Consider the following 13,485-nt stretch of genomic DNA (forward strand, 5'->3'; position numbering starts at 1 on the left):
GTCCGCTCAGCTAGAAATGGTCGGAAACGCTGCGCGGAAGGCGGCTACCTTCGGCTTGTCCCACATCACGACATACGGATGCGTCGGATTCCGGTCGTAGAAATTCTGGTGATACGCCTCGGCCGGATAAAACGCGCCCGTCTCCAGCTTCGTCACGATCGGCCCGGAGAACGCATGCGTGGCACCGAGTTGCGCGATGTACGCGCGGGCAACCTGTGCTTGGGCCGGTGACTGCGGGAAGATAGCCGAGCGATAGCTAGTGCCGCTGTCCGGCCCTTGGCGGTTCAACGTCGTCGGATCGTGCGCGATCGAGAAATAGACGCGGAGCAGCGTGCCGTAGCTGACCACGCGGGGGTCGTAGGCGATCTTGATCGCTTCGGCATGCCGGGTCGTCTCGGCGGAAACCTGGTCGTAAGTCGCCGTCGCCTTGGTGCCGCCGGCATAGCCGGTCGTGACGGCCTTCACGCCCTTCACATGCTCGAACACTGCTTCCATCGTCCAGAAGCAGCCGCCGGCGAGCACCGCGGTCTGGATACCGGGCGCAGCGGGCAGGTCGGTCTTGACGGCGGGGATGACGACGGCGCGGGCGCCTTGCGCGGTGCCGGTGGCAATAAACGCACCGGCGATACCGACGGCGGCGAGCGTGGCGAGAAGCGGCTTTTTCATGTTTTGATACATGGGGTTGCGCTTGCGCTTCGCTAGGCCGCCGCCGCAGTTATCAGGTGGGGGTTATCGCGCGGTGGCGGAGGCGCTGTGCTCGAAATGGCTGGCGAAGGTCTGGCGGGCTTCGGCGGGCTGGAGGGCGAGCAAGCCGATGGCGCCGAGGACGAAACCACCGCTGAACTGCCAGAAGAAACTCGACTTTACGATGCTGCGCATGATGCGATCCCAATGAAACCCAGTGATGGCGCCGGCCGGATAGGTCAGCGTCAGCTACGGACCGGCATGTCGTAGAGATGCCGGCCAACCACAATGTCGTTTTTAGAAACTCTCGATTAACGCGCCGTGGCCGATGCGTTCATCGTGCAGCAGGTATCGCCCGGCAGGATTGCCGAGAGATGTCGCCGCGTGTCTCGAATGTTGCTCGAACCTAGAATCCTCCCCCGCAAGGGGAGGATCGAGCAGTTACTTCAGTGCAGCGCACGCCGTCTGGATGCGCGTGCAGGCCTCGCGGAGCAGCGCGTCGGACGTCGCGTAGCTGATCCGGAACGCGGGGCTGAGGCCGAACGCCGCACCTTGCACCACCGCCACCTTGGCGTCGTCGAGCAGATAGCCGACCATCGCCTCGTCGGTGTCGATCAGGCGGCCGTTCGGCGTGGTCTTGCCGATCAGCGCGGCGAACGACGGGTAGACGTAGAACGCACCCTCGGGCGTCGGGCAATGCATGCCGTCGATCTCGTTGAGCATCGCCACGACCAGATCGCGACGGCCCTGGAACGCGGTGTTGCGCTCGGCGAGGAACGACTGGTCACCGTTGAGCGCCGCCACCGCCGCCGCCTGGGCGATCGAGCACGGGTTCGAGGTCGACTGCGACTGGAGCTTGGCCATCGCCTTGATCAGCCACGCCGCGCCGCCCGCATAGCCGATCCGCCAGCCGGTCATCGCATAGGCCTTCGAGCAGCCATTGACGGTCAGCGTGCGCTCGAACAGTTCGGGGCAGGCTTCCGCAATCGTCGCGAACTTGAAGCCGTCATAGACGATGTGTTCGTACATATCGTCGGCGAAGATCCACACGTGCGGGTGCTTCGCCAGCACCGCGCCGAGCGCCTTCAGTTCGTCGATCGTGTAGCCGGCACCGGTCGGGTTCGACGGCGAGTTGAGGATCACCCATTTGGTCTTCGGCGTGATCGCGGCATCGAGCGCGGCGGGATCGAGCTTGTAGCCGACCTCGGGGCCCGCCTTGACGATGACGGGTACGCCACCCGCGAACTGCACGACGTCGGGATAGCTGACCCAGTACGGCGCGGGGATGACGACCTCGTCGCCCGGATCGATCGTCGCGACCATCGCGTTGAACAGGGTGTGCTTGCCGCCGACGTTCACGCTGATTTGGTCGGTGGTGTAGGTGAGGTTGTTGTCGCGCGCGAACTTGGCGACGATCGCCTGCTTCAGCTCGATCGTGCCGTCGACATTGGTGTATTTGGTCTTGCCGTCGCGGATCGCCTGGATCGCGGCCTCTTTTACGAAGTCCGGCGTGTCGAAATCGGGTTCGCCCGCACCGAGGCCGATCACGTCGACGCCTGCGCGCTTCAGTTCGAGGACGCGGCTGGTGATCGCGAGCGTCGGCGAGGGGCTGATGCGGCCGAGCGCGGCGGATGCGTGCATGGTGTAACCTTTGCGGTTGTCCGCGAGCGTCGCCGCGGAATTCGCGGGCGCTATACGCTCCGCTTGGCCGAATTCGCAACCGTAACGATAGCCGGAATCAGCCCGCGAACCGCATTTCCAATGAAGAAGCCGTGGGCGAGGTCGGCGCGGGTGATCGGCGCCTCGATCGCGCGGCCCGATTCGAGCAGATCGGCGCGGAGGATGCCCGGGAGCAGGCCATGCCGTAGCGGCGGGGTTGCGAGCCCCGATCCGCGCGGCACGAACAGCGAAGTGAAGCTGCCTTCGGTAAGAAAGCCGTCGGCATCCTCGAACACGACTTCGAACGTCCCCGCTTCCTTGCGAGCATCGTCGTAGAAGTCTCGCGCGGACGTCTTGTGACGCAGGCGGAAGTCGGCGGCGGCGACCGGCAAGGGCACGATCGCGACGGTTGCCTGCGCAGGGGACTGCGGCAGTGGCGCGGATTCGATCGCGATCGCGCCCGATGGGCTCAGTAGCAGGCGGACGCGGCGGGGCCCGCGCAACCGGAAGGTTGCGGCTTGCAGTTCGTTGCGCGCGGTGTGGCGGTCGAAGGTGAAGCCGAGCGCCTCGGCACTGGCCTTCATCCGCGCGAGATGGGCTTCGAGGCGGGTCAAACCTTCGTCAGGGTCGAACGCCATCGTCTCGATCAGGTCGAAGGGGCGCTGGCCGGCGGTGACGAACGCGCCCTTGGCATGGCATTCCGCCCATTCCGCGTCGGCGTCGCTGTCGGCTACGATGCCCGAGCCGAGACTCATCATCGCCTTGCCGTCTTGAATTGCCAACGTCCGGATCGCGACGTTGAAGATCGCGTCGCCGTTCGGATCGAGGCGGCCGATCGCGCCAGTGTAGATGCTGCGGACGCGCGCGTGCTCGACTTCGGCGATGACCTCCATCGCGCGCTGTTTGGGGGCGCCGGTGATCGATCCGCACGGGAACAATGCGGTCAGGACGTCGACCGCGTCGCAATCGGGTTTCAGGGTCGCGGTGACGGTCGAGGTCATCTGGTGGACGGTCGGATAGGTCTCGACGGTGAACAGGTCCGGGACCGCGACGTGGCGCGCGACCCGCGACAGGTCGTTGCGCATCAGGTCGACGATCATGAGGTTTTCGGCGCGCTGTTTCGGGTCCGCCGCGAGCGCTTCGGCGAGCGCGCGGTCGGCGTCGGGCGTATCGCCTCGCGGTGCCGTTCCCTTCATCGGACGACAGGTGAGCGTGTCGCCGTCGAGTGCGAAGAAAAGTTCGGGGAGAGCGACAGGAAGCGCGTCTCGCCGGTGTCGATCAGCGCGCCGTACCCCGCCCCCGCCTGGCGCCGCAGCCGGGCATAGAGCGCGAGCGGGTTGCCGACGAACGGCACGCTGGCGGCAAAGGTGAGGTTCGCCTGGTAGATATCACCTGCGGCGATCAGGTCGAGAACGCGCGACAGGCTCGCGTCGTAGGTGTCGCGGTCGATCAGCGGTCGGGGTGTGCCGGTCCATGCGCCCGCGGGATCGGGGAGCAGTGCGGCGACGTCTTGCGCGGCGATCGTTTCATAGCCGGCAAACAGACCGAACCACAGCAGCGGTCCTTCGGTGCGGACGTCGACCGGCTTCGATGCGAGCGCGGCGCCGGCTTCGTAGGTGAGATACCCGGCGGCGTGGAGCCCTTCCCCGCGGGCGTCACGGAGCGCGTCGAGCGCGGGGCCAACCTCGGCGAGCGTATCGGCGCGGACGATCCGGACGGGATCGCGGTACAATCGTGCCGGAGCGCCCCCTCGCGGGCGTCATCGAACAAAACGAAGGGCGCGGTCCACATCGCCGCGACTGTTGCACGGGGCACGGGGCAAACCGCAAGCGGCGATTGCTCCAACCGGTGCGCTATCCTATTTCAGCGGCATGACAAATCCTCCCCTCCGCGCTGCGCCCCCGCTCCGTGCTGCCATCGTGCCGGTCACGCCGATCCAGCAGAATTGCACGATCCTCTGGTGCACCGCGACGATGAAGGCGGCGGTGATCGATCCGGGCGGCGACCTGCCGCGGATCATGGCCGCGGTCGAACAGGCGGGGGTCACGGTCGAGAAGATCCTGCTGACGCACGGGCATATCGATCATGCCGGCGGTGCCAAGCGACTGTCGAACGATCTCGGCGTGCCGATCGAGGGGCCGCACGAGGCGGACCGGTTCTGGTTGCAGCGGCTCGATCAGGACGGGCCGAAATACGGGATTTCGGGGGTGAATTTCGAGCCGGACCGGTGGCTGGTGGAGGGCGACACGGTGTCGGTCGGGGATCTCGTGCTCGATGTGTACGAGACGCCAGGGCATACCGAGGGGCACGTGATCTTCCACCACGCGCCATCGAAGTTCGCGCAGGTGGGGGATGTGCTGTTCCAGGGCTCGGTCGGGCGGTCGGACATGCCTGGGGGCAATCACCAGACGCTGGTGAAGTCCATCGTCGAGAAGCTTTGGCCGCTGGGGAGCGATACGAGCTTCATTCCGGGACATGGCCCGGCGAGCACGTTCGCGCATGAGCGGGCGACGAATATGTTCGTGAGCGATCGGGCTTTGGCGGGGTAGCTGCTACCCTCCCCTAAGCTGTTCCCCCGCGAAGGCGGGGGTCCAGGATACCACGCGATAGCGCCCGTAACCTTGGGCTCGCGCCTTCGCGGGGGAACGAGAAGAAGAAGCGCCACCCTCCCAATCACTCCACCCCGGCGGAGGCCGGGGCCCAATTGGGGGACGTAGATTGGGTAGGTAGCGCTCCGTCACTGCAACCTTTCCAATTGGGCCCCGGCCTTCGCCGGGGTGGTTGCCAGAGCAGGGTACGGGCTTACTTCCGCTCCCCCGCCGTCTCACCCCGCACCGACTTGAACTCCGACCCGTCGCGCCATTCCGGCCACAACCGGCTGCTCGCCAGCTTAGTCCCGATCGTCTGGAACAGATCCACGTCCTGCGCCGCGCCGCGCAGATCCCAGTCCGCGCCCCACGCGTCACACGTCTGGTGATAGCATTTCATATACCCGTCGAGCCAAGCCTGCCCCGCAGTCCGACCACCCGTGACCAGATCGGGGGCGCCGCTGATCGCCATCAGCAGCAACGTCGGCACACCGCGGCGCGCGACCGAGAAATGATCGGCGCGGTAGAACAGCCCGCGCTCGGGGAGCGCTTCGGGTGTCACGACGCGGCCTTGGGCCTTTGCAGCGTCACCCAGCATGTCCTCCAGTGAGTTCTGGCCGGCGCCGACCAGCATGACGTCCTTTGCGGGGCCTGCCGTCTGGAGGATGTCGAGCGTCAGATTGGCGACCGTCTTCGCCGCCGGATAGACCGGGTTCACCGCATAGGTTTCCGAGCCGAGCAGGCCGCGTTCCTCGCCGCTCCACAGTGCGAAGACGAGGCTGCGGTCGGTGCGGGGGGCCTTGGCGAAGTCGCGGGCGAGTTCGAGCACGCCGGCCACACCCAAGCCGTCGTCGTTTGCGCCGGGACGGATCGTGCGGCCCTGCGCGTCGGGGGCACCGATGCCGTAGGCGTCCCAGTGCGCCCCGAACATCACGACCTCGTCCGCGTGCTTCGTGCCGGGGAGCTTGGCGAGCACGTTCTGGCTTACGGCGGTGTCGTGCTTGACCGGCAGGTCGGTGGTGAACGCCTGCTTCAGCGCGACCGGGCGGAAGTCGCTCCGCCGCGCGGCTTTACGAAGTGCCGCGAGGTCGAGGCCGGAGGCTGCGAACAGACGAGTCGCCGCGCCACCTTCGAGCCAGCCCTGAAGCATCACCCGCGATTCGGGGTCCTTCCGGACGATGTCGTAATTCTCGCCCGCCGGCGCCGTCACCGTGCTCCAGCCATAGCCCGCCCCCGGTGTGTCGTGGACGATCAGCGCCGCCACCGCACCGCGCCGCGCCGCTTCCTCGTATTTGTACGTCCAGCGGCCGTAATAGGTCATCCGACGATCGCCGAACTTGCCCTTCGCATCATCGCTGGCGACCGCTTCGAAATCGGGATCGTTGACGAGGAAGACGGCGACCTTGCCCTTGAGGTCGAGCCCCTTGAAGTCATCCCAGCCGCGTTCCGGCGCGCTGACCCCGTAGCCGACGAACACCATCGGCGCGCCCGCGATCGCGACGCGGTCGACCCCGCGCACCGTGCTCAGATAGACGTCGCTGCCCTGCACCAGCGCGGTATCGCCGGCGCGGACGGTGCCCGAGGCCATCCGGGTGTGGACGAGCGGCACCGGCTGCGTCCAGCTGCCGTTCGGCCCGCCGGGTTGCGCCTTCATCGCCTTGAACTGCGCGATCAGCCAGTCGATCGTCTTGGTCTCGCCGGGGGTGCCGGGCGCGCGCCCCTCGAACGCATCGGAGGCGAGCGTCTTTACGTCGGCCGACAGGCGTTCGGGAGAAACTTGGGCAACCGCGGGCGACGCGGCGAGCAGCGTGGCGGCGGCAAGAAGATAGCGCGCGCTCATGCCTGCGACCCCGACGGCAAGACCTGGAAGGTCTTGGCGGCCGGCACTGCGTTCGCTTGATACGCGATCGTCAGCGCCCAGCCGGCGAGCAACGCCATCAGCGCCCACGTCGCCAGTGCACCGCCTGCCCGCGGTACGCTCGACGTCGTCCGATCCATCCCGAACGCATGCGCTACACGCGCAATCACGAACACCGCGCCCGCGATCCACAGCCAGAGGGTCGATCCGCCTGCGAGTTCGATCAACCCGATCAGGATCAGAATGAACGGCGCATATTCGGTGAAGTTCGCATGCGCGCGCATCCGCCCCTGCAACCGCGCATCGCCATTGTCGCCGATCAGGACGTTGCCCTTCACGCGCATCGGCACGATCTCGGAAGGCGAGCCACAGATTGACGACGGCAGCAGCCGCGGCGATCGTCAGCGTTACGGGTAATATCACGGCGTTGCCCCTCGTTGGATGTCTGCCGGGGTCCTGCCACTGGTGACCAATGGTTGCAACGCGGGACGAAATCGCTATAGCGCCACGCTTCGCGAGCGTCAGGCCGCATGGGTTGCTTCAGGCGGCCGGCATTCATGTCGGTTGCCGAGTTCCGTGTCCGGGCGTACTCGGAGCCCCGACCTTTAGATTGAACAAGGTGCCGAAATGGCCGTCCCCAAAAGAAAAACCTCGCCCTCCAAGCGCGGCATGCGCCGTGGCCACGACTCGCTCACGATCGCGTCGTTCCAGGAATGCCCGAATTGTGGCGAACTGAAGCGTCCGCACAACCTGTGCGGTTCGTGCGGTCACTATAACGGTCGTGAAATCCTCTCGATCGAGGGCTGAGGCTTCCATCCGGAACCTCTAACTTGAACGAAGGATTGATGATGCCCGACAGCGGCTGGATCGCGGTCGATGCGATGGGTGGCGATGACGGGCTGGCAGTGATGCTCGCCGGTGTCGCGCTCGCGCGTCATCAATTCGAGGGCATGCGCTTTCTGCTGGTCGGCGACGAAACTGCGATTCGCGAGGGGCTGAAGGCTCATCCGAACCTGTCGCAGAATTCGGAGATCGTCCACGCGCCGGAAGTCGTCGGGTCGAGCGAAAAGCCGACCCAGGCGATCCGGCGTGCCAAGAAGACCTCGATGGGCATCGCGATCGACCTGGTGAAACAGGGCCGCGCCGCTGCCGCGGTGTCGTCGGGCAATACCGGCGCGCTTATGGCGATGGCGAAGCTGTCGTTGCGGATGCTGCCCGGGATCGACCGGCCGGCGCTCGCCGCGCGTCTGCCGACCTTGGGCGATACAGATATGGTTATGCTCGATCTCGGCGCGAACACCGAGTGCGATGCGCGCAATCTCGTCCAGTTCGCGATCATGGGTGCCGCCTATGCCCGCACCGCGCTCGACATCCCGCACCCCCGCGTCGCGCTGCTGAATATCGGCAGCGAGGACATGAAGGGCACGGACGAGATCCGCGACGCAGCGGCCCAGCTGCGCGCGACGCCGGCCGTGGACATGCAGTTCAACGGCTTCATCGAGGGCGACCGGCTGTCGCGCGGTGAGGTCGACGTGGTCGTGTGCGACGGATTCTCCGGCAACATCGCGCTGAAGACCGCCGAGGGCACCGCGCGATTCGTCGCCGACCTGCTCAAGCGCGCGTTCCGTAGTTCGGTGCGGTCGAAGCTCGGCTTCCTGATCTCTCGCCCGGCGACCGAATTGCTGCGCGATCATCTCGATCCGAACAATCATAACGGCGCGGTGTTTCTCGGCCTCAACGGCATCGTCGTGAAGAGCCACGGCGGCGCCACCGAGCGCGGCGTCGCGACCGCGATCGGCAATGCCACGAAGATGGTCCGCAACGACCTGGTTCGGCGAATTGCCGATGATCTTGGCAGCGTGGGGAAGGCGGCATGATCCGTTCGGTCGTCATCGGCACCGGCTCCGCCCTGCCTGCGCGTCGCGTCTCCAACGCAGAACTCGCAGAACAGGTCGACACCAGCGACGAGTGGATCGTCGAACGCACCGGCATTCGCTTCCGCCACATCGCCGGCGAAGGCGAAACGACAGCGACGCTAGCCGCTGACGCGTGCCGCGCGGCTTTGACCGCGGCCGGTATCGAGGCGCAGAGTATCGACCTGATCGTGCTCGCCACCGCGACCCCTGACCAGACCTTCCCATCGAGCGCTACCAAGGTGCAGGCGATGCTCGGCATCGACGACTGCGTCGCGTTCGACGTCGCCGCGGTCTGCTCGGGCTTCTTGTACGCGGTCCAGGTGGTCGACAGCATGATCCGCAGCGGCGTCGCCAAGCGCGCGCTGGTGATCGGTGCGGAAACGTTCAGCCGCATCCTCGACTGGGAAGACCGGACGACCTGCGTGCTGTTCGGCGACGGCGCCGGTGCGATCGTGCTCGAAGCGCAGGACACCGTGGACGAAGGCGGCCGCGGCATCCTGACGACGAAGCTGCACGCCGATGGCCGCCACAACGAGCTTCTCTACGTCGACGGCGGCGTCTCGACGACCGGGACGGTCGGCAAGCTCCGCATGAAGGGCCGCGAGGTCTTCCGCCACGCGGTGACCAATCTGGCCTCGGTCATGACGGAGTCGCTGGCGATGGCGGGGCTGGCATCGGACCAGGTCGACTGGGTCGTGCCGCATCAGGCGAACGCGCGTATCCTGGACGCGACCGCGCGGAAGCTGGGTCTTGCCCCGGCGAAAGTTGTGGTCACAGTCGACCAGCACGCCAATACGTCGGCTGCTTCCGTACCGCTCGCATTGGACGTCGCCGTACGCGACGGACGGATCAAGCAGGGGCAGATCATAGTGCTCGAAGCGATGGGCGGCGGCTTCACCTGGGGCGCTGCAGTTATCCGCTTCTAAGCCGTTCGAAACGTATCGATTCGCTTGTAGAACAAAAGTTCTTCCGGTCGCCGACGTGCTTGTGTAGGAGGTTCGCCGAGTGTGGGAGCTTGATGATCATGACGACGGGTACTTTGACGCGGGCCGACTTGGCTGAATCGCTCCACAAGGAGGTCGGGCTGTCACGTTCGGATTCCTCCAAGATTGTCGAACAGATCCTGACCGAGATGTGCGGCGCGCTGTCGCAGGGCGAGAACGTCAAGATTTCGGGATTCGGCACGTTCGTGCTGCGCGACAAGGGCGAGCGCGTCGGCCGTAACCCCAAGACCGGCATCGAAGTGCCGATCGCGCCGCGCCGCGTGCTGACGTTCCGCGCAAGCCAGATGATGCGGGAACGCATCGTCGGTGCCGACTGACACCCGATATGCCTGATACCGACGACGCACTGCCCGATGCCGGGGGGCAAAAGGCCAGTGCGGCGTTTCGGACGATCGGCGAACTTTCGCGCGACACTGGCCTTCCGCAGCACATCCTCCGCTATTGGGAAACGCGCTTTCCCCAGCTGAAGCCGCTGCAACGCGCGGGCAACCGGCGCTATTACCGCGCCGAGGACGTCGCACTGGTGCGGCGGATCGACCAGTATCTCAACCGTGAGGGCTATACCGTGCGCGGCGTCCAGCAGTTGCTGGCGGGGGAGAAGGGTGCGGGTGCGATACCGGGACCGGGCGAGATCGTCGCGCAGGCCGAGTCGCCGATGACCGCGTTGCGCGCGATCCGCGATATGCTCGCCGAGGCGCTGGCGGCGGACTGAATTTTACGGGTGATCCTCCCCTGCACGGGGGGTGGCTGGCACTTGCCAGACGGAGGGGTGACACCCCCTCGATAGCGCACAACCCCTCAGTCAGTCCCGCGGACTGCCACCTCCCCTCACAGGGGAGGATCAGCGGGTAACCTATCGCTCGCGCGTCGCGGCGAAGCGGATCTTCGCATAGCGCTCGGCGATGTAATTCACTTCCCACGCGCTTTTGGCGAGGAAGACGGGGTTGCCGTCGCGGTCCTTGGCCATCGCGCCGCGGTTGATCTCGGCGAAGGTCTTGAGTTCCAGCGGGTCTTCCGCCGAGATCCACCGCGCGGTCTCGTACGGCGCGGGCTCAAGCCCCGCCGCGACCTTGTACTCCGCGTCCAGCCGCGACAGCAGCACTTCGAGCTGGAGCTGCCCGACGACGCCGATGATCCAGTTCGAGCCGATGTCGGGGTAGAACACCTGCGTGACCCCCTCCTCGGCCATGTCGTCCAGGGCTTTGCGCAACTGCTTGGTCTTGGTGAAGTCCTTCAGCACGACGCGGCGCAGGATTTCGGGCGCGAAGTTCGGCAGGCCGGTGAAGCGGATCGTGGCCTTTTCGCTGAGCGTGTCGCCGACCCGCAGCGTGCCGTGGTTGGGGATACCGATGATGTCGCCGGGGAACGCCTCGTCCGCGAGCTCGCGGTTCTGCGCGAAGAACAGGATGGGGGAATGGACCGCGATCGGCTTGCCGTGGCCGGTCGGGGTGAGCTTCATGCCGCGCTTGAACACGCCCGAGCACAGCCGCATGAATGCGATGCGGTCGCGGTGGTTGGGGTCCATGTTCGCCTGCACCTTGAACACGAAGCCGGTGACTTCGGGCTCGTCCGGCGAGACGGGCGCAGGCTCGGCGGGCTGCGCGCGGTGGCGGGGCATAGTCGGCGAGCGCGGCGATCAGTTCGGCGACACCGAAGTCCTTCAGCGCCGAGCCGAAATAGACCGGGGTCAAATTGCCCGCGCGATACGCCTCGGGGGCGAAGCTCGAATAGCCGCCCTGCGCGAGTTCGGCTTCGTCGTTCAGGCGGATCATCGCTTCGGGGCTGAGGATCTTGGCGAGTTCGGGATCGTCGATGCCGGTGAACGGGATCGCCCTGCCCATGAACTCGCGGCTGTCGCCTTCGGGGCGGCTCAGCGTGTTGGCGTAGAGATCGTAGACGCCCTCGAACTCGCCGCCCATGCCGACCGGCCAGCTCATCGGGCAGACGTCGAGCTGGAGCATCTCGGCCACCTCGTCGAGCAGCGAGAACGGATCGCGGCCCTCGCGGTCGACCTTGTTGACGAAGGTGATGATCGGCACGTTGCGCAGGCGGCAAACCTCGAACAATTTGCGGGTCTGCGGCTCGATGCCCTTGGCCGCGTCGATCACCATCACGGCCGAGTCGACCGCCGTAAGCGTGCGATACGTGTCCTCGGAGAAATCCTCGTGGCCTGGCGTATCGAGCAGGTTGAAGGTGATCCCCTGGCGCTCGAACGTCATCACCGACGAGGTGACCGAGATGCCGCGCTGCTGCTCGATCTTCATCCAGTCGGAGCGCGCGCGGCGGGTCTGGCCGCGCGCCTTCACCTCGCCGGCGAGATGGATCGCGCCGCCGAAATACAGGAGCTTCTCGGTCAGCGTGGTCTTGCCGGCGTCGGGATGCGAGATGATCGCGAAGGTGCGGCGGGGAAATTGGGTCATGATAAGGTCCGGTGCGCCGAGTCTGGGCTCGGAAGGTAAGAAAGTTCAGGCTACGTGCCGCTCGCAATCCCCTTCCCGCGCGGGACGCGGCGGGATCGGGAGGAGGCGGCATGCGGCGATCATCGCGTGCTATTGGCAGATGCGAGGCGTGTAGGACAGAGGGGGCTTGGATGAGGACCGGTGGCAGGAGCGCCTCTGCTCCCCAAACGCAACGCTCCCCCCTCCCTGGAAGGGAGGGGTTGGGGGTGGGTAGGTCAGCTTTGGTCGCAACCGTGCCGTGATGCGGAAACCGACCCACCCCCTGCCCCTCCCTTGCAGGGAGGGGGGTCGTCAGTGATCGGCTAAGAGCGTCACGCTCATCTCGATGCGCTTCGTGCCCCCCGCGGCCACCTCGAACACACCGGGTTTGTCGCGATAGTCGCCGGTATAGCCTTCGGGGTCGGCGATGCCGTGCCACGGTTCGACGCAGACATAGGCCGCACCGGGCTTGGTCCAGATGCCGAGCTTGGGCGTATCGGGGAAAGCGATCCGCAACTGCGGCCCGGTCTCGGCGCCATAGGTCACCGAGTCCGAATGAATCGGGTCCCAGACCAGCGCATCCTTGGCGAACAGCTCGTCACGCAGGGCAATCACGCGGTCCTCGACCGGTGAGGGGCGTTCGTCGACCGCGATCTGGCCGTCGGGGCTGATCGCCTTCAGCTTGCCGGGCTCGTCGGCGTCGAACGTGATGCGGTGGTCTGCGCGGGGCTCGCCGTACGGCAGCGGCCACGCGAAGGCGGGGTGGAAGCCGAAACTGGCCGGCATTGCGGCGTCGGTGCGGTTGTGGATGTGCGCCTCGAGCGTCAGCGTCGCGCCGTCTACCGTGAAGACGATGTCGAGTGCGAACGCGAACGGGTAGGCCTTCCGGGTTTCCTCGCTGTCGGTGAGGCGGAAGGTGGCGGAGGTTTCCGACTGCGCGACGACGTCGAACGTCGAATGGCGCGCGAAGCCGTGCTTCTGCATCGGGTAGGCCTGGCCGTCGAGGCGGATGACGCCTTCGTTGACGACGCCGACGACGGGGAAGAGGATTGGGGCGTGACCGGTCCAATAGGCCGGGTCGGCGTTGGTCATCAGCTCGCGGCCGGCTGCGTCGTGGAGGTGGGTGAGCTCGGCGCCGTGCGGATTGATCTGCGCGGTGAGGTGGTCGTTGGCGATCGTGATCAGGTCGGTCATGCGGTTCCTTCCGTGAGCCTCAAACGCGCGAGGCTTCAAAACGCTCACCTCACTCCACCTCACCCCACCTCACTCCACCCCGGCGAAGGCCGGGGCCCAATTGGGGGACGGTGATAACGTAGGGCATCGCTCCGTTACACCGGC

12 protein-coding genes and 2 pseudogenes are annotated in these 13,485 nt (G+C 66.2%); 6 read left to right on the plus strand and 8 right to left on the minus strand.

Annotation, left to right across the window (positions count from 1 at the left end; genetic code table 11):
* Window positions 1-6 precede the first annotated feature (6 nt).
* From msrA to pabB, 4 genes and pseudogenes are all read right to left on the minus strand, one after another.
* Window positions 7-666, minus strand: a complete 660-nt coding sequence (msrA, locus tag QP181_RS13810) for a peptide-methionine (S)-S-oxide reductase MsrA (RefSeq protein ID WP_333928885.1) — start codon at window positions 664-666, stop codon at window positions 7-9.
* A 63-nt stretch (window positions 667-729) separates the two neighbouring features.
* Window positions 730-879, minus strand: a complete 150-nt coding sequence (locus QP181_RS13815; protein WP_167397741.1) for a hypothetical protein — start codon at window positions 877-879, stop codon at window positions 730-732.
* Window positions 880-1,125: 246 nt separating this feature from the next.
* Window positions 1,126-2,325: a pyridoxal phosphate-dependent aminotransferase gene (locus QP181_RS13820; protein WP_333928886.1), complete on the minus strand. Its 1,200-nt coding sequence runs from the start codon at window positions 2,323-2,325 to the stop codon at window positions 1,126-1,128.
* 50 nt (window positions 2,326-2,375) lie between these two features.
* Window positions 2,376-4,134: pseudogene (pabB, locus tag QP181_RS13825) on the minus strand (aminodeoxychorismate synthase component I).
* 80 nt (window positions 4,135-4,214) lie between these two features.
* Between pabB and QP181_RS13830 the strand changes: the two are divergent.
* Window positions 4,215-4,892: an MBL fold metallo-hydrolase gene (locus tag QP181_RS13830; RefSeq protein WP_333928887.1), complete on the plus strand. Its 678-nt coding sequence runs from the start codon at window positions 4,215-4,217 to the stop codon at window positions 4,890-4,892.
* A gap of 253 nt (window positions 4,893-5,145) precedes the next feature.
* On the opposite strand, the gene QP181_RS13835 is transcribed toward QP181_RS13830, so the two are convergent.
* The gene (locus QP181_RS13835; RefSeq protein WP_333928888.1) at window positions 5,146-6,771 is read right to left on the minus strand and encodes a M28 family metallopeptidase; all 1,626 of its coding nucleotides are present in this window, start codon (window positions 6,769-6,771) and stop codon (window positions 5,146-5,148) included.
* Window positions 6,768-7,133 carry an MAPEG family protein gene (locus QP181_RS13840; protein WP_333928889.1) on the minus strand — a complete coding sequence of 122 codons (366 nt, stop codon included), beginning with the start codon at window positions 7,131-7,133 and terminating at the stop codon, window positions 6,768-6,770. Before QP181_RS13840 ends, QP181_RS13835 begins: the two co-directional genes overlap by 4 nt.
* Before the next feature lie 283 nt (window positions 7,134-7,416).
* On the opposite strand from QP181_RS13840, the gene rpmF reads away from it, so the two are divergent.
* The 5 genes from rpmF to QP181_RS13865 all read left to right on the plus strand — a co-directional run bounded on the left by rpmF (window position 7,417) and on the right by QP181_RS13865 (window position 10,421).
* Complete coding sequence (gene rpmF / locus QP181_RS13845) at window positions 7,417-7,596, plus strand: 50S ribosomal protein L32 (protein WP_056054400.1); 180 nt, start codon at window positions 7,417-7,419, stop codon at window positions 7,594-7,596.
* Between the two features lie 41 nt (window positions 7,597-7,637).
* Entirely contained in the window at window positions 7,638-8,666 is a 1,029-nt protein-coding gene (gene plsX, locus QP181_RS13850) for a phosphate acyltransferase PlsX (protein WP_333928890.1), read from the plus strand.
* A complete protein-coding gene (locus QP181_RS13855) occupies window positions 8,663-9,631 on the plus strand; it encodes a beta-ketoacyl-ACP synthase III (protein WP_333928891.1) in 969 nt (322 codons plus the stop codon). Before plsX ends, QP181_RS13855 begins: the two co-directional genes overlap by 4 nt.
* Before the next feature lie 92 nt (window positions 9,632-9,723).
* Complete coding sequence (locus tag QP181_RS13860) at window positions 9,724-10,026, plus strand: integration host factor subunit alpha (protein WP_333928892.1); 303 nt, start codon at window positions 9,724-9,726, stop codon at window positions 10,024-10,026.
* A gap of 8 nt (window positions 10,027-10,034) precedes the next feature.
* On the plus strand, window positions 10,035-10,421 hold the full coding sequence (locus tag QP181_RS13865; RefSeq protein ID WP_132895767.1) for a MerR family transcriptional regulator: 387 nt from the start codon (window positions 10,035-10,037) through the stop codon (window positions 10,419-10,421).
* Between the two features lie 141 nt (window positions 10,422-10,562).
* On the opposite strand, the pseudogene QP181_RS13870 reads toward QP181_RS13865, so the two are convergent.
* Together QP181_RS13870 and QP181_RS13875 are read right to left on the minus strand one after the other, a co-directional pair.
* Window positions 10,563-12,129: pseudogene (locus QP181_RS13870) on the minus strand (peptide chain release factor 3).
* Between the two features lie 330 nt (window positions 12,130-12,459).
* A complete protein-coding gene (locus QP181_RS13875) occupies window positions 12,460-13,341 on the minus strand; it encodes an aldose 1-epimerase family protein (RefSeq protein ID WP_333928893.1) in 882 nt (293 codons plus the stop codon).
* Window positions 13,342-13,485 lie beyond the last annotated feature (144 nt).

This window comes from Sphingomonas sp. LR55, from assembly GCF_036856015.1.
Lineage (GTDB): Bacteria > Pseudomonadota > Alphaproteobacteria > Sphingomonadales > Sphingomonadaceae > Sphingomonas.

Bases quoted from the DNA above. Each gene is read 5' to 3' on its own strand.
- msrA (WP_333928885.1), bottom strand. From the start codon at position 666: ATGAAAAAGCCGCTTCTCGCCACGCTCGCCGCCGTCGGTATCGCCGGT.
- QP181_RS13815 (WP_167397741.1), bottom strand. From the start codon at position 879: ATGCGCAGCATCGTAAAGTCGAGTTTCTTCTGGCAGTTCAGCGGTGGT.
- QP181_RS13820 (WP_333928886.1), bottom strand. From the start codon at position 2,325: ATGCACGCATCCGCCGCGCTCGGCCGCATCAGCCCCTCGCCGACGCTC.
- QP181_RS13830 (WP_333928887.1), top strand. From the start codon at position 4,215: ATGACAAATCCTCCCCTCCGCGCTGCGCCCCCGCTCCGTGCTGCCATC.
- QP181_RS13835 (WP_333928888.1), bottom strand. From the start codon at position 6,771: ATGAGCGCGCGCTATCTTCTTGCCGCCGCCACGCTGCTCGCCGCGTCG.
- QP181_RS13840 (WP_333928889.1), bottom strand. From the start codon at position 7,133: ATGCGCGTGAAGGGCAACGTCCTGATCGGCGACAATGGCGATGCGCGG.
- rpmF (WP_056054400.1), top strand. From the start codon at position 7,417: ATGGCCGTCCCCAAAAGAAAAACCTCGCCCTCCAAGCGCGGCATGCGC.
- plsX (WP_333928890.1), top strand. From the start codon at position 7,638: ATGCCCGACAGCGGCTGGATCGCGGTCGATGCGATGGGTGGCGATGAC.
- QP181_RS13855 (WP_333928891.1), top strand. From the start codon at position 8,663: ATGATCCGTTCGGTCGTCATCGGCACCGGCTCCGCCCTGCCTGCGCGT.
- QP181_RS13860 (WP_333928892.1), top strand. From the start codon at position 9,724: ATGATCATGACGACGGGTACTTTGACGCGGGCCGACTTGGCTGAATCG.
- QP181_RS13865 (WP_132895767.1), top strand. From the start codon at position 10,035: ATGCCTGATACCGACGACGCACTGCCCGATGCCGGGGGGCAAAAGGCC.
- QP181_RS13875 (WP_333928893.1), bottom strand. From the start codon at position 13,341: ATGACCGACCTGATCACGATCGCCAACGACCACCTCACCGCGCAGATC.